We start from the raw sequence: 25,165 nt of genomic DNA, 5'->3' as shown, positions 1-25,165 counted from the left end.
CACCGGGGCCGTCGGAAGGTCCATCAGAGCCACCGGCAGGTGGTTCTCCTCCAGCGCCATCACTGGAGCTTTTGGTTGCTACGGGATCTTCTACGGGTTCGTTGTCGTCGATATCTGACACTGAGCGGCTTGCTTCTGTTGTTTCATCGTTTGGCCAAAAAGCCCGCATTGCGCAGGCTCAAAAGCAGCGCATTTGGACTTTCAACACTGTGCGGAATCGCGTCGAAAACGCACCCGGGAAACTACCACCCGGCGCGGTCAGCAGCAAACCGGCGTGAAGCTCACACGGGCATCAAGGAGGGCTTCATAACTCATTGATTTTGTTGTCATAAATGGCGTCGATTTTGCCAAGTCTTGTTCGCTACATTGATGCCGGACAAAGCCGTTTCAAAATCTGCACCACACGCTGAGACTCAGCCGATTTTGACCAGCATGGCAGTTGCATCGTCGGACTGTTTGAAGCGCGGAAACTGGTGCGCTTCAGGGTCAAGTTCCCTCTCAATGTGCCGTAGCTCATCCTTCAGGGCGGTCAGGCCCTTCTCAAGGGCGGCATCGAGCAGCTCTTCTTCCGTGTAGCGCCCGTAGTCCCCTGCCAGCGCCTCAAACCCATCCGTCATCAGGAGGGCCACAGCTGGCGCTTCAAATTCAAAAGTCGCTGTCCGCGCATGCTCTGCTGCCCCTGCATCCAGCGCAAACACCCAGTACCCGCCCGACACATTGTGGCGGTTGCGAACCTTGCGCAGGCGTTCAAGGATTGAACTGCGGTGCTGGTTTGGTTCGCCGGTTTCACCCTGCTCTTTACGTTGCTCGGAAAAACGCGTGGCGAGGTGGTTTTCATATGCCTCGCTTTCCTCGCTGCTCCCGAATGTCTGGAATGTCCCGGTGCCGTCGCGCAGGAGGATCTTGCAGTCACCGAAATTGAGGCATTCCAGAACGCCGCCAACCTGCCTGACGAGAATGAGCGACGCTGTAGGGCGTTCATAGCGTTCCTGTGGCTGCCGATGAGCTTCAGCTTCAAAGCGCCGCGTCACATCGTCAATGACTTCATCAACAAGACCCGCAAGAGGCCCGCGATGGCTTGGCGCGCGTGCCTGCAGCGCGTCGGTGCCTGCCTGTGAAAGCCAGGCAGCATCGCTCGCAGTTCCGGTGAGTTGCTCCTCCACCAGTCCCGTAGCCCCATCAAACACCCATGCGTAATCGCCGGAGTGACCCAGATTGTCGTCGTTGGCACCGCCGATCTTGCCGGGGTCATGAATGGTGTCGAGCACATCAATGGTCATGGAAGCCGCCTTTTGGAAATCTATCGGGACTGCAGATTTGGGTATCTCTTTTGATGATACGCAGACAAATTGACACAAGCGCGGCAATTCCCGTCATATCCGCTATGTCAGCAATCTCTTCGCTCCCTGCAACAGGATAGTCCGTGGCCAAATCCGATGATCGCCGGTCTGCAATACTGGAGCGTCTCGCGGACCATGTCCTGTCAGACGGGCTCTCTGCCTCAAGTCTGCGCGCCTTGGCGGACGCGGCTGAAACCAGCGACCGCATGCTGCTCTACTACTTCAAGGACAAGAACGAGATCATCACCGCAACGCTGGGCGTGATTGGCGACCGCCTGGAGATCATTCTCAGAGACCGGGCAGCACCACACCCCATGCCGCTGGAAAAACTGCAGCCAGCCCTGTTGAAGGCGGCGCTGGAAGACGATCTGTGGCCCTATATGCGCATGTGGCTAGAGATATCAGCGCTTGCGGCCCACGGAGCCGCATTCTATCGCGCGATCGGTCAGCAGCTTGGAGAGCGGTTTCTGGAATGGGGCCACGCTCAGCTCAAAAGCACGTCTCCCAAGAAACGAAGATCAGAAGCTGCCGGATTGCTGCTGACAATAGAGGGGGTGTTGTTGCTCAAGAGTGTCGGAATGACCGACGCCATAAAAGATGCGACGGGCATCAACTGAGTTTTCATTGACCGCTTCAGGGCCGGCCTAGAAGACCTGCGCCGGACGAACGAGCATCAGTACATAGATAGCCATGACCGAGGCGAAAGCCGGCCAGCCAAGCCAGAACCACCATGCAAACAGCTGGTGGTATTGCGCTGGTAGATCAGCATTGGTGTCCGCCGCGTGTTGCGCCAGCTTCTGCATCTTCCATTGGATCCAGACAACCGGCAGCCAGCAACATCCGATAAGTGCATAAAGGGCATAGGTCGCGAGGAGCCACTCATCCAGCAGGCTGTAGCCCGCTAGCACAGCGAGTGCGATGCCGCTAACCGGCTGCACCACGACTGCGGTTGCCGTGAAAAGAAAATCCGCAACAACGACAATGCGTCCGACCCTGGCAATGACAATTGGGCTGCCGGTGCGATGCGCCATGAACATGAAAAAGGCGATGCCCAGCCCGGTTCCAAACAGCACAGCCGCGCTGAGGATATGTATCCACTTCCAGACCAGAAACGCATCCATCATCGCCGCGCTCCTGACGCAGCGAGAACAAGTGTAGCGCCAATGATCGGCAGAACCTTCAAAAGCGGCCCGAGCGGATCAGCCCACATGTCCGGGGCCAGCAACGTCAGGCCGCCAATATAGCCAAGGCTCAGCAGTATCTGCGCTGCGCAGGGCCGCCACAGATCCCGCGCGGTGATCAACCAGACGCCAAGCATCACATCAAGACATGACGTGGCAATGATCGCTGCAAGTGTTGCCGTGCTGCCAACCAGTGCGGTCAGTGCAAGGGCTGCGTCGGCCTGGGCCGCGTGCGTGATGCCTGCCAGCGTGACTATGCCTGTCGCAATCCAGAAGAACGCCAGCAACACACGCAGTGCAATCAGCGGTGCAGCTAATCGTGCATCGCGCCGGTCCGCGCGGGAGGCTGGATCATGTGCAAGCGCCGTCCCGATGGGCTGGACCTTGAGACGGGTCGCCTCTTCAAAGGGAACATGATTTGCCGTGTTGGGCTTTTCAGTCTGCTTGAATGAAGTGGACCGCAATGCCGTCTCGACCCCCAGATAGCCAAGCAGGTCCGCTGCCAAGATGGCCGGCCGCATGGCCCACCCGGGAACAGCCAGAATACGAGCAGGCCCAAACCCCAGCCATGCGCGGATGGTCTGCACGATGTCGGCAAGGTCCTGAATCGCGGGGCCGGTCACCGCCAGCGTCAGGCGTGAGGGTGCGTTGGCGTCAGACAGTCTGAGGATGCCGTCGGTCAGGTCATCCATGGCGACAGGCTGAAACACGATGTTCGCCTGTTCGGGGATCACGACCAGACCAGGCAGCCCTGCCAGCATACGGACCATGGCCGTGCCGCCATAACACTCGCGGGCGACCACAAGCGATGGCTTGAGAATGATCCAGTCCGTGTCGAGCTCGGCCAGGTATTTGTCGGCAACGCGCTTCGACCTGGAATACTCGGTATCCACATCATCGTCTGCACCAAGTGCCGAAACATGGATGATGCGCCGGACGCCTGCTTTGAGAGCACCGTCAAAGAGCGCACAAGTCGCTGCGCCATGAATGGCGGCAGGATCATCTCTGGATGTCTTTTGAAGAACGCCTGCGCAGTTGACGAGCACATCGCAACCTTCCAAGCGGTCTGCCCAAATCTGCGGATCCGTATCAGTATTGAGATCGCAGGGCCGCCACTCGACAGTCGGGACAAGTCGGCGCCCCAGATCAAGGTCGCGGCCAAATCCAGTGACCTCGTGACCAGCCCGAACAAACCGGCGCGCAACATGGCTGCCAATAAAGCCATGCGCGCCGATTAGTCCGACTTTCATGAGGAAGTCACCTGCGTGGGTGCGAAAGGGAGCTGAGCGCTAGAACGGCACTTCGTCGTCGAAGTCGCCGCCGCCGAAATCATCACCGCCGCCAGCTGCCGCAGCTGCCGGACGGCCACCGCCACCACCGCCGCCTGATGCACCCATGCCCCCACCGGAGCCGGCACCCATGCCGCCGCTGTCGCCACGGCCATCAAGCATGGTGAGCGTCGAGTTGAAGCCCTGCAGCACCACTTCAGTTGAATAGCGGTCCTGACCGGACTGGTCCTGCCATTTGCGCGTCTGGAGCTGGCCTTCGAGATATACCTTCGAGCCCTTCTTCAGATATTGCTCAGCAATCTTCGCCAGGCCTTCCGAGAAGATCACGACGCGATGCCATTCCGTGCGCTCGCGGCGCTCACCGGAATTTCGGTCGCGCCAGCTTTCTGATGTCGCGATGCGCAGATTGACGATCGGTTTGCCGTCCTGCGTATGCCGCACTTCAGGGTCTGCGCCCAGATTGCCGATGAGGATAACTTTATTGACACTGCCTGCCATGGTGCGGGCCTTTCCTTGGAATGGTCGTCCTGGGTGCCTGCCGGAAGGTGCCGGTGACGTGCCAGGTTATTGAGTTGCGCGAAAGGTAGCCGATAATCACGCGGCCTGCCCCATCGCCGCGGATTTAATCCACAACAAATCGATATGTTCTTGCTATGTTCTTAGCATGCCGAATCGACTTGAGCCAGCAGTCTAAGCACACTGCGCGGCCCACCGCCTCCGCCACATCCAAAACCAACGGTTTCATCCAGAGTTTCAGCGCCTCCATGTCCCAAAGCTCCAACACAATTAGCAGCCCGCACGGCCTGCCTTTGCTGATGTCGGACCGTTTGCGGCTGGTGCCCTATGGTCTGGAACCAGCCACAGTCGATGCCTTTTGCCGCATAACGACGGATCCAGAGGTCTATTGGTGGCGCGACGAGCCTTACACGGCTGAAGCGCAGGCTGGGTATTTTGCCTCTGAGGCGTTTTTCGAAGACGCACCCAACGGCATGGGCTACTGGGCGGTGTTTCCAAAAGATACGGAAGCGCTACTGGGACAGGTGATCTTGCAGCCGCTTGAAGACAGCGGTCTGATCGAGATCGGCTGGCATTTTCTTGAAACAGGCCGCGGCCACGGATACGCCACAGAAGCGGCAGCGCGGCTGCTGTCTTATGGATTTGATACGCGGAACATTGACCCTATCTACGCAGTCATCCGCGCTGCAAATGAAGCCTCTATTCAGGTTGCCTTGCGCCTCGGCATGCGCCCGGATGGCCAGGGCACCTACTACGACAAACCGCATCTTCGTTTTCGTCTGACGCGGTCTCTTTACAAAAGCCAATCACAGGATGTGACCTCTTGACCGGACTTCGCAACATCACCGTTAAAGGCGCCCGCGAACACAATCTCAAAGGTGTCGATGTTGAACTGCCGCGCGACAAGCTGGTCGTCATCACGGGCCTGTCCGGCTCCGGCAAGTCATCTCTGGCTTTTGATACCATCTATGCGGAAGGCCAGCGCCGCTACGTAGAGAGCTTGTCTGCCTATGCACGGCAGTTCCTGCAGATGATGGAAAAGCCGGACGTCGACTACATCGAAGGTCTGTCACCGGCCATTTCAATTGAACAGAAGACGACGTCCCGCAACCCGCGATCCACCGTCGGCACTGTCACCGAAATCTATGATTACATGCGTCTGCTGTTTGCGCGTGTTGGCATTCCCTATTCACCGGCTACAGGTCTGCCCATCGAAAGCCAGACCGTCAGCCAGATGGTGGACCGGGTGCTGGCCCTCGAGGAAGGCACGCGGCTGTTCCTGCTCGCCCCGATGATCCGTGGCCGCAAGGGCGAATACCGCAAGGAGTTCGCGGACCTGCTCAAGCGCGGTTTCCAGCGTGTGAAGGTTGATGGTGAATTCTACGAGCTTGAAGATGTTCCCAAGCTCGACAAGAAGAAGAAACACGACATTGAAGTCGTCGTGGATCGGCTTGTCGTCCGCAAGGACATATCAGGCCGCCTGGCAGACAGTATGGAGACTGCGCTGCGGCTGGCTGAAGGCATCGCCATTGCCGAGTTCGCCGACGAAAAAGACGACGACGGCAATCCCCGTCAGCTCATCTTCTCAGAAAAATTCGCCTGCCCGGTATCTGGCTTCACGATTGAAGAAATCGAACCGCGCCTGTTCTCGTTCAACAATCCATTCGGGGCATGTCCATCCTGTGATGGCCTGGGCACGGAGCTGCAATTCGAGCCTGATCTGGTGGTGCCGGAACCTTCCTTGAGCCTGCGTCAGGGTGCGGTTGCGCCGTGGGCCAAGACGGGCACCACGTCGCCCTATTACACCCAGACATTGCAGGCGATGGTGGATCACTATGGTGGATCCATGAACGAAGCGTGGAGCGATCTGTCCGAGACACTGCGCAATGCCATTCTATTTGGCACCGGCAAGGAAGAAGTTGAGTTTCACTACGACGACGGCATCCGCTCTTACAAGACCAAGAAGACGTTTGAAGGTGTCGTTGGCAACATTCAGCGCCGATGGCGCGAAACGGATTCAGCCTGGATGCGCGAAGAACTGGCCCGCTTCCAGTCGGCCCATCCGTGTGAGTCCTGTGGCGGTAATCGTCTTAAGCCCGAAGCCCTCGCGGTCAAGATTGCAAAACTTCACATCAGCGAAGTCGCCGACTTTTCCATCCGCGAAGCCCATGAGTGGTTTTCCACCGTGGACAAGAGCTTCACCAAAAAGCAGAACGAAATTGCCGGGCGTATCCTGAAGGAAATCCGCGAGCGGCTTCGCTTTCTTGTAGATGTCGGCCTTGATTACCTTACCCTGTCGCGCGGCTCGGGTACGCTGTCGGGTGGCGAAAGCCAGCGCATTCGTCTTGCCTCACAAATCGGCTCCGGCCTCACCGGCGTTCTGTACGTGCTGGACGAACCGTCCATTGGTCTGCATCAGCGCGACAACACCCGATTGCTTGAAACCCTCAAGCGTCTGCGTGACATCGGCAATACGGTTATTGTCGTGGAGCACGACGAAGAAGCCATCATGGATGCGGATTATGTGGTCGATATGGGCCCCGGTGCCGGCGTCCATGGCGGAACGGTGGTGGCCGCGGGCACGCCCAAGCAGGTCATGCAGTCAGGCGAGAGTCTGACCGGCCAGTACCTCGTCGGCATGCGGCAGATCGAACTGCCACACGAACGTCGTCCGGTTGATGGTCGCAAGCTCACCATCAAGGGCGCGCGGGAAAACAACCTCAAGGATGTGGATGCCGACTTCCCGCTTGGGGCTTTCGTCTGCGTGACCGGCGTTTCCGGTTCCGGAAAGTCGTCGTTGCTGGTGGATACGCTTTACCCTGCCCTGTCACGCCGCCTGATGAATGCCCGCGCGCAGCCCGGTGCCCATGACAAGATTGAGGGCATCGAGTTCCTCGACAAGGTCATCGACATTGATCAGTCGCCCATCGGACGCACACCGCGCTCCAACCCTGCAACATACACAGGTGCCTTTACGCCGATCCGTGAATGGTTTGCCGGTCTGCCGGAAGCCAAAACGCGCGGCTACACCCCGGGCCGTTTCTCCTTCAACGTCAAAGGTGGCCGCTGCGAAGCCTGCCAGGGTGACGGCGTCCTCAAGATCGAGATGCACTTCCTCGCAGATGTCTATGTGCAATGCGATGTCTGCCATGGCGAGCGCTACAACCGCGAAACCCTGGAAGTGAAGTTCCGCGACAAGTCCATCGCGGATGTATTGGCTATGACGGTTGAGGATGGAGCGACCTTCTTCAAGGCCGTACCCGCCGTGCGCGACAAACTTGAAACCCTCAAACAGGTTGGCCTTGGCTACATCAAGATTGGTCAGCAGGCGACGACGCTTTCTGGCGGTGAAGCCCAGCGGGTGAAGCTGTCAAAGGAGTTGTCCAAGCGGGCCACGGGCCGCACGCTGTACATTCTGGATGAGCCGACCACCGGTTTGCATTTCCATGACGTGGCAAAGCTGCTCGATGTGCTGCATGAGCTGGTGGACCAGGGCAATACGGTTGTTGTGATTGAGCACAATCTTGAAGTCATCAAGACCGCTGACTGGATCATCGACATTGGTCCCGAGGGTGGTGATGGAGGTGGCGAGGTTGTGGCGCAAGGCACGCCCGAAGATGTTGCCGCTGAACCGCGCAGCTACACTGGCGACTATCTCAAGCCGCTGCTGAAGAAGAGCCGCAAGGCATCGCCCAAGTCGGAAGAGCGCAAAAAGAAAACCGAGTTGGCCAGAGCATCTGCGGCAGCCTCGCGCCGTCCCATGCGAAAAGCGCCGGCTGAGGAGCCCGCGCCTGCGCCAAAACGGAAGACGGCGGCAAAGAAGGTCGCGCCTAAAGCGAAGACAAAGGCAAAAGCCAAGACCAAGTCAAAGGCGCGCACCAAGACGAGGGCGAAAGTCACAAGCCGCTAGATGGATTGTCCGGTTAAACCGGACAATCGCGTGGTGTTGATATTTGGTCCATCAATCCATCGCCATCCCCCGGCTTGACCGGGGGATCCAGCATCAGGCCGCGACGTCGCTTGTTTTGAGAAATGCCAACACCGCCTCGGCAACTGCTTCGGGCTGTTCTTCATGCGGCAGGAACCGCGCCTTGTCGATTTCAACCAGCCGCGCATCGCCGGGAATTTTCGCTACCATCTCCCGCGCATACTTCACCGGGAAAATCGGATCACGCTTTCCCCAGATGAACAGCATGGGGACCTTCGTATCCGCATGTACCTGATCCAGCGTATCCACAACGGCCGGGTCCACAGCGCACAGATAGGCCATCAACCCGTCATAGGCATGGCGCGTACGGTGCCATGAGTGAACAAACAGCTGCATGAAGTCATCCGTGAAGTGCGATGCGTCGGCGAAGAACCCGCCATAGCCGCTGCCGGACTTTACAAATGTCTCGGACGATAAGGCGGCCTTGAGGATGAGCCTCGTCAGCGGATTGCGATGCAGCTTCTGCAATAGCGTCACCGTTGGCGGAAACTGAAAGGGAATTTCCGTATCAATCGCTGTGATCGTGGTCACCCGTTTGTAGTCTTTGACGGCCAGAAGCCGGGCAATGGTTCCGCCCGTGTCATGCCCTAGGACCGCATAGTCAGTCAGTCCGAGATGATCCGCAAACGCCATGGTGCGATCCACATGCGCATGGAAGCCCAGATCCGAGTCTTTGGTCCATTCGCTCTCCCCCATGCCCGCAGAGTCCAGCGCATAGCAGGTGTAGGACTTCGAAAGCAGCGGGATCAGATGACGAAAGTTGGCTTTGTGAAACGGCCAGCCGTGAATAAGGACAAGCGGCGGACCTTCCCCTGAAACCGTGTAGGCAAGCTTCAGATTGTCGGCAGTAAAATACTTGGTGTCAGACATAAAAGGCTCCCGGTCCATGTGTGACCGGAAGCCTCTTTTGAGAGGCCCTACCCCTCAATTATGCCAGAGGTAAGTGTTACTCCGCCGCAGCGCGTGCCTTGTCTTTATTGGCCTGTGCCTGCTTTGCAGCCTCAGCCATGGATGCGACACCGTCCGCCATAAAGGCCTTGGAGAGTTCAAGAGTTGCGGGTTCAGCTTTGGTGGGGTGCCCGCCGACAAATGGCGGTTGAGGATCATACTCGAAGGAAAGCTGCAGCAGCTTTGCCACGTCCTCACCGGCGAGCTCGGCAGCAAGTGTCAAACCAAAGTCGATGCCGGCAGTCACGCCACCGCCGGTCATCCGGTTGCGGTCGCGGACAACACGCCCGTGCTTCGGCGTTGCGCCCACCAGCGAGAGCTGCTCGTGCCAGGCCCAGTGGCAGCTGGCTTCATAGCCGTCCAGCAATCCGGCAGCGCCCAGAAGCAATGACCCCGTGCAGACCGCAGTCACATATTTGGCGTTCTGGCCCTGCGTACGCAGGAACCCAAGAACGGCCTCATCGTTCATGATGTCCACCTGGCCAAAGCCGCCTGGCACGCAGATGACGTCCAGCTGTGGGCAGTCATCAAAGTCGTGGGTTGGATTGATGGTGTAGCCGGAGTCAGAAGCAACCGGGGTCTTCTCTTTCCATATGTAATGCATCTGAGCACCGGGTACCGCTGACAGAATTTGTGCCGGTCCCAATGCATCGAGCGCCGTCACCATCGGGTACATGAGGAAACCGATCTTGATCGGGGCTGGGGCGAGATCTGTAGCGGCGTCTGACATGGGGGTGCTCCGTTTACATGTGTTGCTGAGAGATCATGGCGCGATGTGGGAAAGGCTGAAATGACAAATGCCCCTTGATTTCTGACAGGTCCCGCGTTGATCTGTTGAGAATTGCTGATCGACAGGGCTCAACTTGACACGACGGTGTTGCACTCCTTCGATAAGAAAAACCAAAACAAGCTGAGGTAGCGCCATGACGTCCAGTTCCCACTCCACCCGCCGTGAGTTCATGCGCCGCTTCGGGGCGACGGCAGGCTGCTTCGTTGCCGCAGCCACAGGATCTGGGTTTCTGCCCGCCATGCGTCCTGCAAATGCCCAAGAGGCAACTGAGGAAAGCGTGGCGCCTGTCGCTGGTCGGCGTGGCCTCTTTACGCATGGTGTGGCGTCCGCTGATCCGTCGTCGGACGGCGCTATTCTCTGGACCCGCGCCACGCCGCTGGACAGGTCCGCACGCCCCCTGTCGCTTACCCTTCAGGTGTCGGCGGATGAAACATTTGCCACCGTGGTTGTGGAACAGCCCGTATCAGCATCGCTGGAACAGGACTACACCGTTCGGGTGAGCGTCACAGGTCTCGAGCCGGACAGCTGGTACTACTATCGTTTCTTGACGACCGCCGGTGATGTTTCCCGACTGGGCCGCACGCGCACGGCGCCTGCGGCCGATGCTGATGCACCCCTGCGTATCGCCATGGCCTCGTGCCAGAATTACGAGCAAGGATATTTCGGCGCCTGGGCACGCATGGTCAGTGACGATGAAGCCGCGCAACCGGAAGACCAGATACACGCCGTCCTGCATCTGGGTGACTTCATATATGAAACCAGCCCGGACCTGCCCGCAGGCCTTGAAGCCGCGCGGCGGATTGAGCCTTTCCCGGATGGGGCAACCTTGCCAAGTGGCCGAAACTTTGCGGTATCGGTCACGGACTACCGGCATCTGTACAAGACCTATCTTGAGGACGAAGCCCTGCAGACCGCCCGCGCCCGCTGGCCGTTCATCTGCACCTGGGACGATCACGAATTTACCAATGACAGCTGGCAGAGCTATGCCACCTACACTGGCGGCACAGGCCCAGCGCAGGAGCGCAAGGTCTCAGCCAACCAGGCATGGTTTGAATACATGCCTGCGCGTCTTGATGGACCCGCCCATGACTTCAAGCCAGCCACTGTGTCAGATGCAGCCGGCGGCGAGCCTGGCGATGGCTACCTGTTGAATGAACCCAACAACCTGTCGGCTCTTGCGTCTTTGACGATTTACCGCAGTCTGGAATGGGGCAAGACAGCGTCCATCGTCGTTACGGACACGCGCAGCTACCGGTCGCCTCAGCCCATGGATGAAGCGCTGGAAGAAGCCATTGGCGCGCCAGCGCCACCTACCGACATCATCCGCGCGCTTGATGCCGGACGCGATGCATCGGATGGAAACCCGCCCGCTGTTTTCCCCGGAAAGGACGGAGACGTCCCCAATCCGCGAGCGGATAAACCCGCAGCATCAATTCTGGGGACAGACCAGAAGAAGTGGTTCAAGGAAACGCTCAAAGGTAGCTCCGCTTCCTGGAAACTTTGGGCGAACTCAATTCCCGCCATGCCCTTGCGGCTCGATCTGGCGTCCATTCCTTTTCAGGATTTGCAGGATGCCGTACTGGGCACAGATGCCTGGAATGGCTATCCCGGTGAGCTGCGCGAGTTGATGTCCTTTGTGAAAGACGAAGGCATTGCAGGCGTTGTCTCTTGCGCCGGCGACTATCACATGCACGGGGCTGCGGTTCTCACAACTGATCCGGATGCTGAGACACCTGAAGGGGCCGCGCTGGAGTTTGCCACCTGCGGCATCTCCTCCTTCACCTTCTTCTCGGGGGCTGAAAGCTTCACCCGTGACCCCGGAAACGCCTTCCGACCGATGGTTGTGGCAGACGGCCCCGACGGTGAGATGCTGGAGAACTTCAACCTCACACTTATGCATGGCGTCAGGGCGTCTCTGGCGATGAATTACACTGGCAGCGATACGCTGAGCGGATGGCTGGAGAGTGACTCGGCAAATCCCTACATCAAATATCTGGACACCAATGCCCATGGCTATGTGGTTCTCACTCTGACTGGTGACCAGATCAGTGGCGAGGTGGTGACGGTTGCCAATGCCAACAAGCAAAAGTCGTCAAGCGACGCTGCTGAGGTCCGCCGCCGTGCAACCTTGACCGCGCCACTATGGAAGCCAAGCGAGGCGCCGCAGCTCAGCGACCCTGATTTTGAAGGAACACCACCGTTCCCGTTCGCCTGATGCTCGCCTGTTTCCCGACAAAGCCGGGTGACGCGAGGAGCTGTTTCTTAATGCGGCCAATAAGGCAGCGGGATGACGCTATACCTCGTCCTGATAGCTCTGCAGATACGCCTGTCCCTTGGGGCTTAGGGTATAAACCCCGCGTTCAATCCGTTCGAACCATCCATAATGGTCGTCGGCCATCATCCTTGTCGCGCGGGCAACGCCGGTTGTCTTGGCGATGTCCGCGCCACGGCTCGGTCCGTTGGCCTTCAGGTGTGCGGCACAGCGCAATGCATCCTGCCGATAGGCTGTGACCAGCTTGACACGTGTCGATCCCCCGGTGTTCGGGTCGCCGACCCTACGTGAGAACTCCCTCAAGAGCCTGTCTCTGCGTCTCTTGGATTTACGCGGCGCGTAGGGAGCGGGGTCTAGATGAACTTCTACAAATGCATCTGCGAGCCTCACGGTTATGAGACCCAGGCCGAGCCTGCGGGCAAGGCTGAGATTGTTTTTGAGAGCTTGCTGAAATCGCCGCCCGGACCCACGTGCCACGGCTATGTACACGGCATCGGTCATCGACTGGCGGGCGACCGCCTGATGGAAAAGACTGAGCGAGAAACCGGTCTTGAGTTCAACAATGACAGGATCCTCGCCATCCCGGCATGCAACAATATCTGCAGAAGCAACCTCAGCCTTCACCTCATACCCCTGTCCGGTGAGGAAGGTTTTCACAGGTTGGTAGAGTTCCGTTTCCTTGATGCGCCCCATGCGGACATCATAGGCTCCGACCAGATCATGGCAATCGACCACCTGTGAGGTAAAGGCAAAACACCCGGCTTTTTTGTCGGGCTTCCGGGCCTGTTTCCAAAGCGGCGTTCAAAGTTGTTGTTCGCGACAAGGAACTTCGAGGGTGTCGTGTGTGGGAGCCTGCCGGCTGGCAACTTGGTGCCCGATGCGGCTGTCAACGCCTACAGACTTTCCGTTGGAACCGGGTTGGTCGCCACACCAGTGCCCCGACATTCACAGCAACACCACCCTTCCCGTTCGCCTATTGGTCCATTAGCGTATCTCCCAACAAAAAATTGTGTCTGGGAGGACGTGTGAATGCCGATTGATGATTACGCGGCGCATGATGGGGTCGGCCTTGCCGAACTCGTGCGCAAGGGAGAGGTGACGGCAGGCGAACTGGCTGAAGAAGCCCTGAGCCGGATTGAGAAACACAATCCCACCCTGAACGCCGTCGTGACGGACATGGCTGATCAGGGCCGCCAGATTGCCGGTGATATTGATGAAGGTGATGCTGCGGCGCCCTTCGCCGGTGTGCCCTTCCTACTCAAGGACATCATGGGCGACTTTGAAGGTGTTGCTACGCAGTACGGCTCACGTTTTGTCGCCGGTAGTCCAGCTCCAATGCACTCAACCCTGACCACGCGGTTTCTGGCAGCGGGTCTTGTGCCACTCGGCAAGACAAATGTGCCTGAGTTTGGGCTTCTTCCCGTCTCCGAAAGCGCACTCTATGGACCGGCCCGCAATCCCTGGAACCCGGATCATACGCCCGGTGGCTCTTCTGGCGGGTCAGCGGCTGCGGTTGCTGCGGGTATTGTGCCCCTCGCCCACGCCAATGACGGCGGCGGCTCTATTCGTATTCCCGCTTCCTCATGCGGGCTTGTGGGGTTGAAACCCAGCCGCGCGCGCATTCCGCAGGGGCCAATGATTGGTGACGCCATGTCCGGACTGACGACCGATCTTGTCGTCAGCCGGACGGTGCGCGACACCGCCGTGGCCCTCGACATCGCGGCAGGCCCGGAGCCCGGCGACCCGTATTTCGCTCCGCATCACGACGGCATCTGGTCAGAGGATGTAGGAACGCGTCCCGGCAATCTGCGCATCGGGTTTACGACCAAGACTCCCGGCGGTACCCCCGTTCATGAGGAATGTGCAAAGGCGGTCACCAACACCGCCAAGCTTCTGGAAAGCCTCGGCCATCATGTAGAAGAGGCGTCACCACCTCTGGACAACGACATGATGCAGGAAGCCTTCATGGCGATCTGGGCCACAGGTGTGACCCAGCAGATTGAAGTGCAGAATGTGCTGTTCGGCAAAACGCCAAACCAAGGTGACCTTGAGCCGTTGACCATCGGCTTGTGGGAAGCAGGCAAGCAGATATCAGGCGCGGACTACCTGAACGCCGTTGCCATGCTTCAGATCATGAGCCGCAGCGTTGCCCAATGGCATGACGAGTATGATTTGTGGCTGACGCCGACGCTCGGCGAACCACCCCTTCGTATCGGCACCGTCGATATCAACGAAGGTGACCCACAGAAGGCCTTTGAGCCGATCCTCGATTATGTGCCGTTTACGCCCATCGAGAACGCGACCGGTCAGCCCGCCATTTCCCTGCCTCTGCACTGGACACCTGATGGACTGCCAGTTGGTGTCCATTTCGCCGGTCGTGCAGGCGACGAAGCCACATTGATCCGGATTGCTGCCCAGCTTGAGCAGGCGCAGCCATGGATCGACCGCCACCCGCCAATCTGGAACTAGGAAGCACAACATGACCATTGATGCGTATGCAGACTATGACGGCGTCGGCCTGGCTGAACTTGTTGCCAAAAAGGAAGTGACACCGCTTGAGCTGGTGGACGCGGCCATTGACCGGATTGAGCAGCACAATCCCGCTCTCAATGCAGTTGTCTACAAGGGCTATGACGACGCCCGGGAATGGGCCAAGGGTGATCTGCCCGACGGTCCCTTCAAGGGGGTGCCTTTCCTGATCAAGGATCTGGGCGTCAAGGTGGCCAACTGGCCGGCAACGTCCGGGTCGCACTATCTGCGCGATTATGTGCCGACCGAAGACAGCATCCTTGCCAAGCGCTATCGCGAAGCCGGCTTGGTATTTGTCGGCAAGACCAACACGCCGGAATACGGCATCACCGGCACCAGTGAATCTGCCCGTCTTGGCCCGTGTCGTAATCCGTGGAACCCGGATCACATTGCCGGTGGGTCATCCGGCGGCGCTGCCTCCGCAGTGGGGGCCGGTATTGTGCCTATGGCGCACGCCTCTGATGGTCTGGGGTCGATCCGTATTCCAGCTGCCTGTTGTGGCCTTGTCGGCATGAAAACCACCCGCGCGCGCAATCCGGATTCCGGTGAGGACGGAGAACGCGCAATGGGGTTCTCCGTTGACCATGTGGTGACACGCACCGTGCGTGACAGTGCGGCCATGCTGGATGCGACGTGTGCCCCGGAACCGGATAGCCCCTACCCGCCGCTTCCCTATGAGCGGCCCTTTCTGGAAGAAGTAAGCCGCACGCCGGGCAAGCTCAGAATTGCGTGCTCCATGGAGACGCCAAGCAGTGCGCCCATCGACGAAGAGAATGCGGCCGCTTTTGAAAAGACGGTTGCTCTTCTAAAGGAGCTTGGTCACGAAGTGGTGGAGCAAGGTCTCGGCGTTGACTACCGCATGCTCTATCGCGCACAGGGCGCTGTTTCAGCATCCAACTTTGCCGCTGCCATGATGGAGCGGTCTGAAATGCTGGGTCGCCAGCCGGAGCCTGAAGAACTGGAACCGCTGACCTGGCAGATACTGAAGGCGAGCGAACGGATTTCCGGACCGCAGGCCTTCTGGGGTTGGCGGACACTGCGCAAGCTGTCACGGCAGATCCTGCATAATCTGGCGCCGTTTGATGCGTATCTGTGCCCCGTCATGGGGACGCCGCCACCGGAAATTGGCTTCATTGATCCGGTTACTCTGGAACCAAAGGAAGTGAACAAGCGGCAGGCCAAGGTCTTCCCGTTCACCCCGCCGTTCAACTTTACCGGTCAGCCAAGCCTGTCGCTGCCGTTGTGGTGGTCGAAGGACAATCTACCGCTCGGCATGATGTTCACCGGCCGCTACGGAGATGAAGCAACGCTCTATCGGTTGGCGGGGCAGCTTGAACAGGCACAGCCATGGGCCGACAAGCGACCGCCTGTCTGGAGCTAGGGCGTCACGCCTCAGGCCCGTCACACCCCCATACCTCTCACATGATTGTGTGCGGTGTTGACGTGCACGGTGGATGTAAACGCGGCACCGTTGAGTTGGGATATCCCAAACTCAACGGTGCCGTTTTCATGTCCAGATTTGTCCAGTCCATTTCGTCCGCCCTGTCCGCAGCTGTTGTCGCTGCGTGTCTTGCGGTCCTGCCAGCTCTCGCTCAGGACGTGCGTGGTGACAGGCCCGAGCCTGTGTCCCGGGCGATTGATCTTGTGTCCGACAATCCGCGTGCAGTGACAGACGCCATTGATTACTTCATCAAACGCAAGAACCCGGACGGTGCATTTGCCCTGGTCCAGGCCATGCGGTTTCACCGCAACCTTCGTCCAGCCTTGGGCGTAGCTGCCAGCAGCATCACTGGCGTTGATCATGGCGACAGCTGGTTCAAGTGGATGGAGTGGCTTCAAAAGCAGGATGATCTTGTGCCCTTTGACGGCTTTGATGAAAGCCGCGCACTGTTGCTCGCGCAGATCGACCCGAACTTCTATGGCTTCATCTATCCCGGTGTCGCCCATGACATCGCGCTGTGGGAAGCCGTATGGGGTGGTGTTCTCAAGGACGGCATTCCAGCCCTCATCAATCCGGAACTGGTGCCTCAGAGTGAAGCCGACTACCTGAGCGATGAGGAGCTTGTATTTGGTGTCGAGATCAACGGCGACGTCAGAGCCTATCCGCTTCGCATCATGGATTGGCACGAGATGTTCAACGACGTGATTGGCGGCGTGCCGGTTAGCCTCGCCTATTGCACCCTGTGTGGATCGGGCATCCTGTTCGAGACAGCTGTGGAGGGCCATGACACACCTCTGACCTTTGGGTCCTCCGGCCTCCTCTACAGGTCAAACAAGCTGATGTATGACCACGCAACCCAGAGCCTGTGGAACCAGTTCACCGGCCGCCCGGTTGTGGGCGAGCTCACAGGGTCGGGCATCGAACTCAAGACCCGTCCGGTGACCATCACCACCTGGGGTGGCTGGCGGCGCAGCAATCCTGGGACCCGGGTCCTTTCCCTTAACACCGGCTATGACCGCAACTACACGCCCGGTGCGCCCTACGCGGACTATTTCAACAGCCCTGATCTGATTTTCCCGGCGCCTGTTGATGAAGCTGCACTGGAACCAAAGGACTATGTGTTTGCCCTGCGGGGGTCGGGTGCTGAAAAGGCCTGGCGTCTGTCAGCCTTTGAAGGTGGGGCCGTCCTCAATGACATGGCAGGCGTCGTGCCCGTCACGCTGATCGGCAACGCCGCAACACGCACCGTTCGGGCCTATCGCACGGATGGTCGTGTCTTCAGCAAGACCGAAGATCCGTCTGTGCTGGTAAGCGACGGAGGAAAATGGACCGTGTCAGAAAGTGGCATTTCAGGACCGGACGGCACGGTGTTTCACCGCATGCCGGGCCACATCGCCTTCTGGTTTGCCTGGGATGGGTATCTGGGGGATGAAGGTGAATTGGCCGCGCTGGCGGAACTGTCTAACTAGGCGGGTTGCTAGAGCCCTGCGCCGCTGGTGACTTCCTGAATTTTCAGCTCGCCACCTGATGGCACAATCTGGATCGTAAAGTCTGCACCAAGTCCAACCCGGCGCCATTCGCCACATTGATTGGCATGCCGGTTGACCCAATGAACCCTGAGGTCTCCGCCACTGGGAACAATTTCCACGGTCAGGTCAGCATTCGCTGCGACAACGCTCACCTCACCGAATAGCTGAATGCCTTTGATATTGCAGGCTGACAATGCGTGCGCGGGTTGGCCTGCGGCATAGAAAACTGCAGCAGTTGCAAGGGCCAACCCAAGGCCTGTAATTGACTTCATCACGCTACTCTCCAAGGGCTCTCTAACTGTCCCAAGGCACCCAAAACAACGTATACGGGCAAACGAGAGGTAAGGCCAGCCAATCTGAAGACGGTAAAAGTCCGAAATCGGGCGGATATCAAGAAACTTGCAGCGAGACTTGGCCTGCCTTAAGTCTCCGCCATGAGCAAAATCGACCCCATACACGTCATCGGCGGCGGTCTCGCCGGTTCTGAAGCTGCCTGGCAGATCGCCAGAGCGGGTGTCCCCGTGGTGCTGCACGAAATGCGCCCGGAACGTGGGACAGATGCCCATCAAACCGGCGGGCTGGCGGAGCTGGTCTGCTCCAACTCCTTCAGGTCTGACGATGATGAATCAAGCGCCATTGGCCAGCTGCACTATGAGCTGCGGCGCGGCGGGTCACTCATCATGCGGTCCGGCGACGCCAATCAGGTGCCGGCGGGCGGTGCGCTCGCTGTAGACCGGGACGGGTTTTCGCAAGCCGTAGAGGCTGCCCTTGAAGCGGACCCGCTGGTGACCATCGACCGGCGGGAGGTCGCAGGTCTCCCACCGGAAGACTGGAAGAGCGTTATTGTGGCCACCGGGCCCCTCACCTCGCCGGATCTGGCGAAGGCAATTCAGCACCTGACTGGCGAAGACGAACTGGCGTTCTTCGACGCCATCGCGCCCATCGTGAATTTTGACTCCATCAATATGGAGAAAGCCTGGTTCCAGTCGCGCTACGACAAGGTCGGTCCGGGTGGTACGGGTGCTGACTACATCAACTGCCCGATGGACGAAGAGCAGTACAACGCTTTCCTCGACGCCATCCTTGAGGGTGAAAAGACTGACTTCAAGGAATGGGAAGCCAACACCCCCTACTTTGAAGCGTGCCTGCCCATCGAAGTGATGGCGGAACGCGGGCGCGAAACGCTTCGGTACGGGCCGCTCAAACCGGTCGGCCTGACCAACCCGCACGATCCCGATGTGAAGCCTTACGCTGTGATCCAGCTGCGTCAGGACAACGCGTTGGGCACGCTCTACAACATGGTCGGGTTTCAGACGAAACTCCGGCACGGCGAACAGACGCGGATTTTCAAAACCATTCCGGGATTGGAAGACGCGGTCTTTGCCCGTCTCGGAGGCCTCCATCGCAACACGTTTCTGAACAGTCCGAAGCTTCTGGATGCAGAGCTGCGCATGAAGGCAATGCCACGCCTGCGCTTTGCGGGTCAGGTCACGGGTGTTGAAGGGTACATTGAGAGTGCTTCCATCGGCCTGTTGGCCGGACGCTTCGCCGCAGCAGAAGCCCTGGGGGAAACAATGACACCTCCCCCGCAGACGTCAGCCCTCGGCGCACTGCTCGGCCACATCACTGGCGGGCACCTTGATGCAGGCAAAGGGTCGTTCCAGCCAATGAATGTCAATTTCGGATTATTCCCGCCTGTGGAACACCCAAGAGGCGAAGATGGAAAGCGTGTGCGTGGCAAGGCAAAGAAGCCTGCCCGCAAGCGCGCGTACACGGACCGTGCAAAAGCCGACATCGAGAGTTGGTTCGGGACCAAGCTGGCCGCCGAGTAGCCTGCGCCCAAGATCTAGATGCGTCCACGCATGGCCCTGGCCATCAAGGAAATCTGCCGACGGTAGGCCGGGATTTCCGGCACGCTGCGGAACGGATCAAATCCTGCACGGGTAAACATGCGCGTGTAGCCCGGCACCAGGCCCGCGTGTAACCCGGCTGGTATAACGTCTCGTGAGACAGGTTCCTGTCGGACCTTTTCCAACAGCGTACGAGCATGAGTGGCCACGTCGTTGAAAGCGGCAGTTATCGCTGGCGTCAATCGACCGGAGAAGAGCGCGTCTTCATCGCCTGCGATCAGGTCTGCGGGCAGAAATGCACTCTGGTTTCCAGCAGCAGCGCCAAATCGCTTCAGTAATTCTACCAGACCATAGGCTGCTGCAAACCCGGACAGACCTTCCGCTGTTTCTGCCGTACCGAGGATACGCCCTGCCATGTTCATGACGGTGCCTTCCGCTCGTCGGGCATGACTTTCCATGGATGCTAGGTCAACAAACGGCAGTTCATTCATCTCGTCTTCGCGTGCATCAAGCCAGTGGTGAAATCCTTCGGCAGGAAGTGCTCCTGCTTTAATGGCGGCAGCCAATGCGGGAACCAGCTCGTGCCCAGGATGTTCGCCCTGATAGATGGAGCCGATGGTATCCCGCCACCACTGGAACCGGATGGCGCCAAGCATTGGTTCTGAGACAAGGCCCGGAATGCGCTTCAATTCCTGGTCCAGCGCATAGAGCGCAAACAGATGCGGGCGTAACTCAACCGGTGCAAAGAGCGCAGACAGGAAGCGGTCGCTATCCGTGCGTCGAAGCTGCTCGGAAACATCGGCAGGCAAGAGTGTGGTTTCTGCGTCAGACACGCCCGGGAATCCTTGATAAATACGTCTCGCGCACAAGGTAGTGCATAGATGGAATTTCACCAGTCATTGGTCCGCGAAATAGCAGGGCCAAGACGTAAGTAAACGCGTTCAGGAGTATCTTGATGACCATTGCCCTTCCCGATCTGCCCTATGCCCATGATGCGCTCGAACCGCATATGTCCAAGTCGACACTCGAAATCCACCATGACCGGCACCACCAAAAATACGTTGATACACTCAACGGACTGATCAAGGGCACGGATCACGAAGGTAAGAGCCTTGAAGAGATCATCGCGGCATCAGATGGCAAGCTGTTCAATCAGGCAGCGCAGGTGTGGAACCACACATTCTTCTGGCATTCGTTGAGCCCCAAAGGCGGCGGCGATCCGACCGGCGAACTTGCGGATGCCATCGTCCGCGATTTCGGATCAGTCGATGCCTTCCGCAAAGAATTTGCAGATGCAGCCGCAGGCCACTTTGGCTCTGGCTGGGCGTGGCTGGTATCAGATGCTGCCGGCAAGCTGAGCATCACAAGCACCCATGATGCAGATTTGCCGTTGGCGCATGGTGCAACTGCCATTCTCACAATCGATGTATGGGAACACGCTTACTATCTGGATTATCAGAACAAGCGCCCGGATTACATCGCCACCTATCTAGACAAGCTGGTGAACTGGGAGTTTGCAGCGCAGAACTACGCAGCCATTTCCTGATTGGTTGCAGCCGCATCAGGCAAAGAAAAACGGCGCTGCCTCGGGGTGAGGCAGCGCCGTTTGTGTTCATTGTCAGGGCGTTGAACTAAAACGCGTTCTGATTGATCACCATTGCAAAAAGCATGGGGATGGAAAGCAGAGTGTTGGTGCGTGAGAACAGCATCGCTGTCCGCGCAGCCTTTGGCTTGTCTTCGGCCGGGGCGTCAACAATGCCCAAAGCCACTTTCTGGTTTGGCCAGATGACGAACCACACGTTGAACCACATGATCGTGCCGAGCCACATGCCGATGCCGATGATCGTGCTGGCACCGCCATCTGTGAAGCCAAGCAGATAAGCTTCGATCAGGTAGCCGTTAAGTGCCGCGAGTACGATACCAAAGCCGATTGTGCCCATGGCTCCCCAGCGGAACCACCAAAGAGCAGCCGGTGCAATGACCTTGCCGATGGCAGGTTTCTGCTCGTCGGGAATGTTCGGCATGTTCGGGATCTGCACGAAGTTGAAGTAGTACAGCAGGCCGATCCACATGATGCCGCACAATACGTGTGCCCAGCGGAGGACAAAGGCCCAGAATGCCTGTGAGCCAAGAGCGTCCGCAAAATGTTCAGACGCACTGTATTGGCCGTAGATGTAGAAAATGCAGAGCACCAACGCGAGCAAGAAGCCTGCAATTATGGTGTTGCGCAGATTTGAGAGAATTCCAGCCATCCCCAAGTCCTCCTATGATGCTGGTGTGCCTCGCAAGACCGGCTATCCGCTGGGCGTTTGATGCCAGCGTTGTCGCCAAAGTGATGCGTCGACTCGTCGCGCGTAGGTTACGCCGGTAACCCGTCCCAAGGGAAGCCGCGCGAATGCGCGCATATAAGCCTTTAGTTTGCGCTTTTGGCAGTCTGGCTCGGTTCGCCTGCACCAGCACCTGACCAGTCACGCTTTACACCCAGCCAAAGCAGCAGCGGAGCTGCGACAAATATGGATGAGTAGGTGCCGATAATGATGCCCCAGATCATGGCGAAGGTGAATCCGCGGATCACCTCCCCGCCGAAGATGTAAAGCGACAACAGGGCCAGCAATGTGGTCACAGATGTCATCACCGTTCGCGACAGGGTTTTGTTGACGGCCAGGTCCAGCAACTCGATCAGCGGCATGCGTTTGTATTTGCGCAGCTTCTCGCGCACACGGTCATACACGACCACCGTATCATTCATGGAGTAGCCGACGATTGTCAGCAGCGCTGCGATGATCGACAGGTTGAATTCAAGCTGCAGCACGGCAAACAGCCCCAGCGTAATCACCACGTCATGAACAAGCGCCACAACAGCTCCAACTGAGAACTGCCACTCGAACCGGAACCAGATGTAGACCAGCATCATGCCCACGGCGAGGATGATGGCGAGCACGCCTGCCTCAATCAGTTCCCCGGAAACGGTTGGACCAACCACCTCAACGCGGCGGTACTCAACTGTATCACCCAGCTCATCGCGCACGGTCTGGATGGCGCCACGCTGTGCGCCTTCGCCGCCCGGCTGCGTTTCAATCCGGATCAGCACGTCTGTTGGTGCGCCAAATTCCTGGATCTGGACCTCGCCCAGCCCCAGCCCGCCAAGCCGATTTCGCAGGTCCGCGATGTCCGCAGGTTCCTCTGTGCCGATCTCGATCATCGTGCCGCCGCGGAAATCGATCCCGAAGTTCAGCCCGAAAATGATGACCATGGCGATGGAGCCAAGGACCATCGCCGAGGATACAGCCAGCGCGATGAAGCGCATGCCGAGAAAGGGAATGTGTGTATCGTCTGGAACGAGCTTGAGCTTGCGCATGATTGTTTTCCCGTTGGCCCTTAAAGCGGCACTTCAGAAGGCCGGCGGCTCTTGAGCCAGATCGAAACAAATAGCCGTGTCACAGTGAAGGCGGTGAACACGGATGTGATGATGCCGATGGCCAGGGTCACGGCGAAGCCGCGCACGGGGCCAGAGCCCATCTGGAACAGGATGGCAGCAGCAATGAATGTGGTGATGTTGGCATCAATGATGGTGCCTAGCGCCCGCGAGTAGCCAACATCAATGGCATTTATCGGAGTTTTGCCCGCACGCACCTCTTCCTTGATGCGCTCGAAGATCAGCACGTTGGCGTCAACCGCCATACCGATCGTCAGCACGATGCCAGCAATGCCGGGAAGTGTAAGTGTCGCCTGCAACAGCGACAGGCCACCAAAGATCAGGGCCACGTTGATGATAAGTGCCACATTGGCAAACACACCAAACAATCCGTACACGATCAAGATGAAGCAGATAACAGCGATGAAGCCGATGGCCGCGGCAATCTCGCCCGCAGCAATGCTGTCAGCCCCAAGCCCCGGACCCACGGTCCGTTCTTCAAGAACAGACAGGGGCGCAGGCAGAGCGCCAGCGCGCAGCAGGATCGCAAGATCGTTGGCTTCCGTAACAGAGAAACCACCGCTGATCTGACCATTGCCGCCCAGGATCGGTTGCCGGATGACAGGCGCGGAAATCACCTGATTGTCCAGAACGATGGCAAATGGTCGACCCACATTGGCCTGGGTGACATCGGCAAACCGCTTGCCGCCGGACGCATCAAACCGGAAAGACACAACAGGCTCGTTTGTCTGCTGGTCAAAGCTTGGCTGCGCATCAATAAGACTTTCGCCTGACACCATGACGCGACGGCGAATGAGTACAGAGCCGCCAGACCCATCAATGAGGGGCAACACGATTGAACCAGCGGGTGGACGGTTCTGAATGGCTTCAACCACCGATACAGACGTGTCCACCAGATGAAAATTCATCTGCGCTGTCTGACCGATAATATCGATGATGCGCTGGGGGTCATCGAAGCCTGGCACCTGTACGAGAATTCGATCTGCACCCTGACGCTGAATAATCGGCTCGTTGGTGCCCAATTCGTCAATACGGCGCCGGACAATTTCGATGGACTGCTGAAGGACACTCTGCAGGCGCTGCAAGCGAGCTGTCTCTGTGTAAGTTAGCCCGATGCGGCTGCCGGTTACTTCAATATCAATGTCACTTTCAGGTACGGCCGAAAACACATTTGCATTGATGGGGGAAGATAGCTCCGACAGGAGATCAGAGGCCCGCTGAACGTCTTCAGCATTGCGAATGCGCACGGTCACCCGTTCATCGGCTGTGCTGAGGCCCGTATAGCCAATGCGTGCCTCACGGAGGGTCACGCGCACGTCGTCTTCCAGGGCTTCAAGCCGGTCGCTCAGCACCGTCTCAACATCCACCTGCAACAGCAGGTGCACGCCGCCCTGAAGATCAAGGCCGAGGTTGACCTGATTGGATGGAAACCAGTCCGGCAGCTCCGACAGAGCATCCTTGGATATAAGGTTGGGCGCAGACAGCAGGAAGCCGAGCACGCAGGTGATGGCGATCAGGGTGTATTTCCACCGGGGGAAATAGAGCATTCAGAGCTTCTCCGTCAGAAGCGCCATGCGTGCGCGGCAAGTTTGCCGGTTACGACTTGGCGTCCTCATCATTTGCTGCCTTGGGGGCATCTTTGGTTGCTTCTTTAGGCGCAGGCTCGGTCTTGGAACGAACATCAGAGAGCGTGCTGCGCAGGATGCGAACACGCGTGCCTTCTGCGATCTCCACCTGGACTTCGCTGTCGTCGAGGACCTTGGTGACCTTGCCGATGACGCCACCGGCCGTAACAACGGTGTCACCGCGGCGCACCGCTTCTACCATCGCACGATGGTCTTTGATGCGCTTTTGCTGTGGACGCAGGATCAGCAGGTAGATGATTGCGAAAACGAGGATGAACGGAAAAATCGTAACGAGAAAGTCGCTACTGCCGCCCGCCGTCTGCGCATAAGCCGGGGTAATGAGCATCAAGGTCTCCGATGCAGGGAAATCAAAAACTGAGGGCAGAACCTCAAGGGCACCGTCGGTGGTGTCAGGTCTGCTGCGGGCGGAC

The 25,165-nt window shown here is 58.4% G+C and carries 22 protein-coding genes; 9 read left to right on the top strand and 13 right to left on the bottom strand.

What is annotated here, in order from left to right; translation table 11 throughout:
- Nucleotides 1-413: 413 nt before the first annotated feature.
- Nucleotides 414-1,280: a protein phosphatase 2C domain-containing protein gene (locus tag ABXH05_RS12175; protein ID WP_353561244.1), complete on the bottom strand. Its 867-nt coding sequence runs from the start codon at nt 1,278-1,280 to the stop codon at nt 414-416.
- 143 nt (nt 1,281-1,423) lie between these two features.
- On the opposite strand from ABXH05_RS12175, the gene ABXH05_RS12170 reads away from it, so the two are divergent.
- On the top strand, nt 1,424-1,957 hold the full coding sequence (locus ABXH05_RS12170; RefSeq protein WP_353561243.1) for a TetR family transcriptional regulator: 534 nt from the start codon (nt 1,424-1,426) through the stop codon (nt 1,955-1,957).
- A gap of 27 nt (nt 1,958-1,984) precedes the next feature.
- Here ABXH05_RS12170 and ABXH05_RS12165 read toward each other — a convergent pair whose 3' ends face one another.
- Genes ABXH05_RS12165 through ABXH05_RS12155 form a run of 3 tightly spaced genes read right to left on the bottom strand, consistent with a single transcriptional unit; the run spans nt 1,985 to nt 4,308 of the window.
- Nucleotides 1,985-2,464, bottom strand: a complete 480-nt coding sequence (locus ABXH05_RS12165) for a DUF2269 family protein (protein ID WP_353561242.1) — start codon at nt 2,462-2,464, stop codon at nt 1,985-1,987.
- Complete coding sequence (locus ABXH05_RS12160) at nt 2,461-3,771, bottom strand: SDR family oxidoreductase (protein ID WP_353561241.1); 1,311 nt, start codon at nt 3,769-3,771, stop codon at nt 2,461-2,463. The genes ABXH05_RS12165 and ABXH05_RS12160 overlap by 4 nt, the downstream gene beginning before the upstream one ends.
- Before the next feature lie 39 nt (nt 3,772-3,810).
- Nucleotides 3,811-4,308, bottom strand: a complete 498-nt coding sequence (locus tag ABXH05_RS12155) for a single-stranded DNA-binding protein (protein WP_353561240.1) — start codon at nt 4,306-4,308, stop codon at nt 3,811-3,813.
- A 317-nt stretch (nt 4,309-4,625) separates the two neighbouring features.
- Between ABXH05_RS12155 and ABXH05_RS12150 the strand changes: the two genes are divergently transcribed.
- Both ABXH05_RS12150 and uvrA read left to right on the top strand, forming a co-directional pair.
- Nucleotides 4,626-5,153 carry a GNAT family N-acetyltransferase gene (locus tag ABXH05_RS12150; protein ID WP_353561239.1) on the top strand — a complete coding sequence of 176 codons (528 nt, stop codon included), beginning with the start codon at nt 4,626-4,628 and terminating at the stop codon, nt 5,151-5,153.
- On the top strand, nt 5,150-8,236 hold the full coding sequence (gene uvrA / locus ABXH05_RS12145) for an excinuclease ABC subunit UvrA (RefSeq protein WP_353561238.1): 3,087 nt from the start codon (nt 5,150-5,152) through the stop codon (nt 8,234-8,236). The genes ABXH05_RS12150 and uvrA overlap by 4 nt, the downstream gene beginning before the upstream one ends.
- 93 nt (nt 8,237-8,329) lie before the next feature.
- Here the strand turns inward: uvrA and ABXH05_RS12140 are convergent, their stop codons facing one another.
- Nucleotides 8,330-9,184 (bottom strand): alpha/beta fold hydrolase, encoded by an 855-nt coding sequence (locus ABXH05_RS12140; protein WP_353561237.1) that lies wholly within the window; start codon nt 9,182-9,184, stop codon nt 8,330-8,332.
- 76 nt (nt 9,185-9,260) lie between these two features.
- Complete coding sequence (locus ABXH05_RS12135; RefSeq protein WP_348140490.1) at nt 9,261-9,992, bottom strand: DJ-1/PfpI family protein; 732 nt, start codon at nt 9,990-9,992, stop codon at nt 9,261-9,263.
- Between the two features lie 193 nt (nt 9,993-10,185).
- On the opposite strand from ABXH05_RS12135, the gene ABXH05_RS12130 reads away from it, so the two are divergent.
- Nucleotides 10,186-12,267 carry an alkaline phosphatase D family protein gene (locus ABXH05_RS12130; RefSeq protein ID WP_353561236.1) on the top strand — a complete coding sequence of 694 codons (2,082 nt, stop codon included), beginning with the start codon at nt 10,186-10,188 and terminating at the stop codon, nt 12,265-12,267.
- Nucleotides 12,268-12,345: 78 nt separating this feature from the next.
- Here ABXH05_RS12130 and ABXH05_RS12125 read toward each other — a convergent pair whose 3' ends face one another.
- On the bottom strand, nt 12,346-13,017 hold the full coding sequence (locus tag ABXH05_RS12125) for a DUF2161 domain-containing phosphodiesterase (protein ID WP_353561235.1): 672 nt from the start codon (nt 13,015-13,017) through the stop codon (nt 12,346-12,348).
- Nucleotides 13,018-13,353: 336 nt separating this feature from the next.
- Between ABXH05_RS12125 and ABXH05_RS12120 the strand changes: the two genes are divergently transcribed.
- From ABXH05_RS12120 to ABXH05_RS12110, 3 genes are all read left to right on the top strand, one after another.
- Complete coding sequence (locus tag ABXH05_RS12120) at nt 13,354-14,793, top strand: amidase (RefSeq protein WP_353561234.1); 1,440 nt, start codon at nt 13,354-13,356, stop codon at nt 14,791-14,793.
- Nucleotides 14,794-14,803: 10 nt separating this feature from the next.
- Nucleotides 14,804-16,234, top strand: coding sequence for an amidase (locus ABXH05_RS12115; RefSeq protein WP_353561233.1), 1,431 nt, complete (start codon nt 14,804-14,806; stop codon nt 16,232-16,234).
- A gap of 128 nt (nt 16,235-16,362) precedes the next feature.
- Complete coding sequence (locus tag ABXH05_RS12110) at nt 16,363-17,763, top strand: DUF3179 domain-containing protein (protein ID WP_353561232.1); 1,401 nt, start codon at nt 16,363-16,365, stop codon at nt 17,761-17,763.
- 8 nt (nt 17,764-17,771) lie between these two features.
- Here ABXH05_RS12110 and ABXH05_RS12105 read toward each other — a convergent pair whose 3' ends face one another.
- On the bottom strand, nt 17,772-18,095 hold the full coding sequence (locus tag ABXH05_RS12105; protein WP_353561231.1) for a 7(1) septoil knot domain-containing protein: 324 nt from the start codon (nt 18,093-18,095) through the stop codon (nt 17,772-17,774).
- Nucleotides 18,096-18,257: 162 nt separating this feature from the next.
- Between ABXH05_RS12105 and trmFO the strand changes: the two genes are divergently transcribed.
- Nucleotides 18,258-19,655, top strand: a complete 1,398-nt coding sequence (trmFO, locus tag ABXH05_RS12100; protein WP_353561230.1) for a methylenetetrahydrofolate--tRNA-(uracil(54)-C(5))-methyltransferase (FADH(2)-oxidizing) TrmFO — start codon at nt 18,258-18,260, stop codon at nt 19,653-19,655.
- Nucleotides 19,656-19,669: 14 nt separating this feature from the next.
- On the opposite strand, the gene ABXH05_RS12095 is transcribed toward trmFO, so the two are convergent.
- Nucleotides 19,670-20,506 carry a squalene/phytoene synthase family protein gene (locus ABXH05_RS12095; RefSeq protein WP_353561229.1) on the bottom strand — a complete coding sequence of 279 codons (837 nt, stop codon included), beginning with the start codon at nt 20,504-20,506 and terminating at the stop codon, nt 19,670-19,672.
- Between the two features lie 122 nt (nt 20,507-20,628).
- Between ABXH05_RS12095 and ABXH05_RS12090 the strand changes: the two genes are divergently transcribed.
- Nucleotides 20,629-21,219 carry a superoxide dismutase gene (locus ABXH05_RS12090; RefSeq protein ID WP_502947739.1) on the top strand — a complete coding sequence of 197 codons (591 nt, stop codon included), beginning with the start codon at nt 20,629-20,631 and terminating at the stop codon, nt 21,217-21,219.
- Nucleotides 21,220-21,304: 85 nt separating this feature from the next.
- On the opposite strand, the gene ABXH05_RS12085 is transcribed toward ABXH05_RS12090, so the two are convergent.
- From ABXH05_RS12085 to yajC, 4 genes are all read right to left on the bottom strand, one after another.
- A complete protein-coding gene (locus ABXH05_RS12085; protein WP_353561227.1) occupies nt 21,305-21,925 on the bottom strand; it encodes a urate hydroxylase PuuD in 621 nt (206 codons plus the stop codon).
- Between the two features lie 161 nt (nt 21,926-22,086).
- The gene (secF, locus tag ABXH05_RS12080) at nt 22,087-23,031 is read right to left on the bottom strand and encodes a protein translocase subunit SecF (protein ID WP_353561226.1); all 945 of its coding nucleotides are present in this window, start codon (nt 23,029-23,031) and stop codon (nt 22,087-22,089) included.
- 20 nt (nt 23,032-23,051) lie between these two features.
- The gene (gene secD / locus ABXH05_RS12075) at nt 23,052-24,656 is read right to left on the bottom strand and encodes a protein translocase subunit SecD (protein ID WP_353561225.1); all 1,605 of its coding nucleotides are present in this window, start codon (nt 24,654-24,656) and stop codon (nt 23,052-23,054) included.
- Between the two features lie 49 nt (nt 24,657-24,705).
- Entirely contained in the window at nt 24,706-25,080 is a 375-nt protein-coding gene (gene yajC, locus ABXH05_RS12070) for a preprotein translocase subunit YajC (protein WP_043949072.1), read from the bottom strand.
- Nucleotides 25,081-25,165 lie beyond the last annotated feature (85 nt).

The organism is Pyruvatibacter sp. HU-CL02332, assembly GCF_040362765.1.
Classification (GTDB): domain Bacteria; phylum Pseudomonadota; class Alphaproteobacteria; order CGMCC-115125; family CGMCC-115125; genus Pyruvatibacter.
Note: the sequence above shows the minus strand (reverse complement) of the source record. Positions and strands in the feature narration are given on the sequence as shown.

Coding starts and splice junctions, on each gene's coding strand:
- trmFO (WP_353561230.1), top strand. CDS start 18,258: ATGAGCAAAATCGACCCCATACACGTCATCGGCGGCGGTCTCGCCGGT.
- ABXH05_RS12085 (WP_353561227.1), bottom strand. CDS start 21,925: ATGGCTGGAATTCTCTCAAATCTGCGCAACACCATAATTGCAGGCTTC.
- ABXH05_RS12160 (WP_353561241.1), bottom strand. CDS start 3,771: ATGAAAGTCGGACTAATCGGCGCGCATGGCTTTATTGGCAGCCATGTT.
- ABXH05_RS12120 (WP_353561234.1), top strand. CDS start 13,354: ATGCCGATTGATGATTACGCGGCGCATGATGGGGTCGGCCTTGCCGAA.
- ABXH05_RS12090 (WP_502947739.1), top strand. CDS start 20,629: ATGACCATTGCCCTTCCCGATCTGCCCTATGCCCATGATGCGCTCGAA.
- secF (WP_353561226.1), bottom strand. CDS start 23,031: ATGCGCAAGCTCAAGCTCGTTCCAGACGATACACACATTCCCTTTCTC.
- ABXH05_RS12175 (WP_353561244.1), bottom strand. CDS start 1,280: ATGACCATTGATGTGCTCGACACCATTCATGACCCCGGCAAGATCGGC.
- yajC (WP_043949072.1), bottom strand. CDS start 25,080: ATGCTCATTACCCCGGCTTATGCGCAGACGGCGGGCGGCAGTAGCGAC.
- ABXH05_RS12130 (WP_353561236.1), top strand. CDS start 10,186: ATGACGTCCAGTTCCCACTCCACCCGCCGTGAGTTCATGCGCCGCTTC.
- ABXH05_RS12105 (WP_353561231.1), bottom strand. CDS start 18,095: ATGAAGTCAATTACAGGCCTTGGGTTGGCCCTTGCAACTGCTGCAGTT.
- ABXH05_RS12165 (WP_353561242.1), bottom strand. CDS start 2,464: ATGATGGATGCGTTTCTGGTCTGGAAGTGGATACATATCCTCAGCGCG.
- ABXH05_RS12155 (WP_353561240.1), bottom strand. CDS start 4,308: ATGGCAGGCAGTGTCAATAAAGTTATCCTCATCGGCAATCTGGGCGCA.
- ABXH05_RS12110 (WP_353561232.1), top strand. CDS start 16,363: ATGTCCAGATTTGTCCAGTCCATTTCGTCCGCCCTGTCCGCAGCTGTT.
- ABXH05_RS12140 (WP_353561237.1), bottom strand. CDS start 9,184: ATGTCTGACACCAAGTATTTTACTGCCGACAATCTGAAGCTTGCCTAC.
- ABXH05_RS12125 (WP_353561235.1), bottom strand. CDS start 13,017: ATGGGGCGCATCAAGGAAACGGAACTCTACCAACCTGTGAAAACCTTC.
- ABXH05_RS12150 (WP_353561239.1), top strand. CDS start 4,626: ATGTCGGACCGTTTGCGGCTGGTGCCCTATGGTCTGGAACCAGCCACA.
- secD (WP_353561225.1), bottom strand. CDS start 24,656: ATGCTCTATTTCCCCCGGTGGAAATACACCCTGATCGCCATCACCTGC.
- ABXH05_RS12115 (WP_353561233.1), top strand. CDS start 14,804: ATGACCATTGATGCGTATGCAGACTATGACGGCGTCGGCCTGGCTGAA.
- ABXH05_RS12135 (WP_348140490.1), bottom strand. CDS start 9,992: ATGTCAGACGCCGCTACAGATCTCGCCCCAGCCCCGATCAAGATCGGT.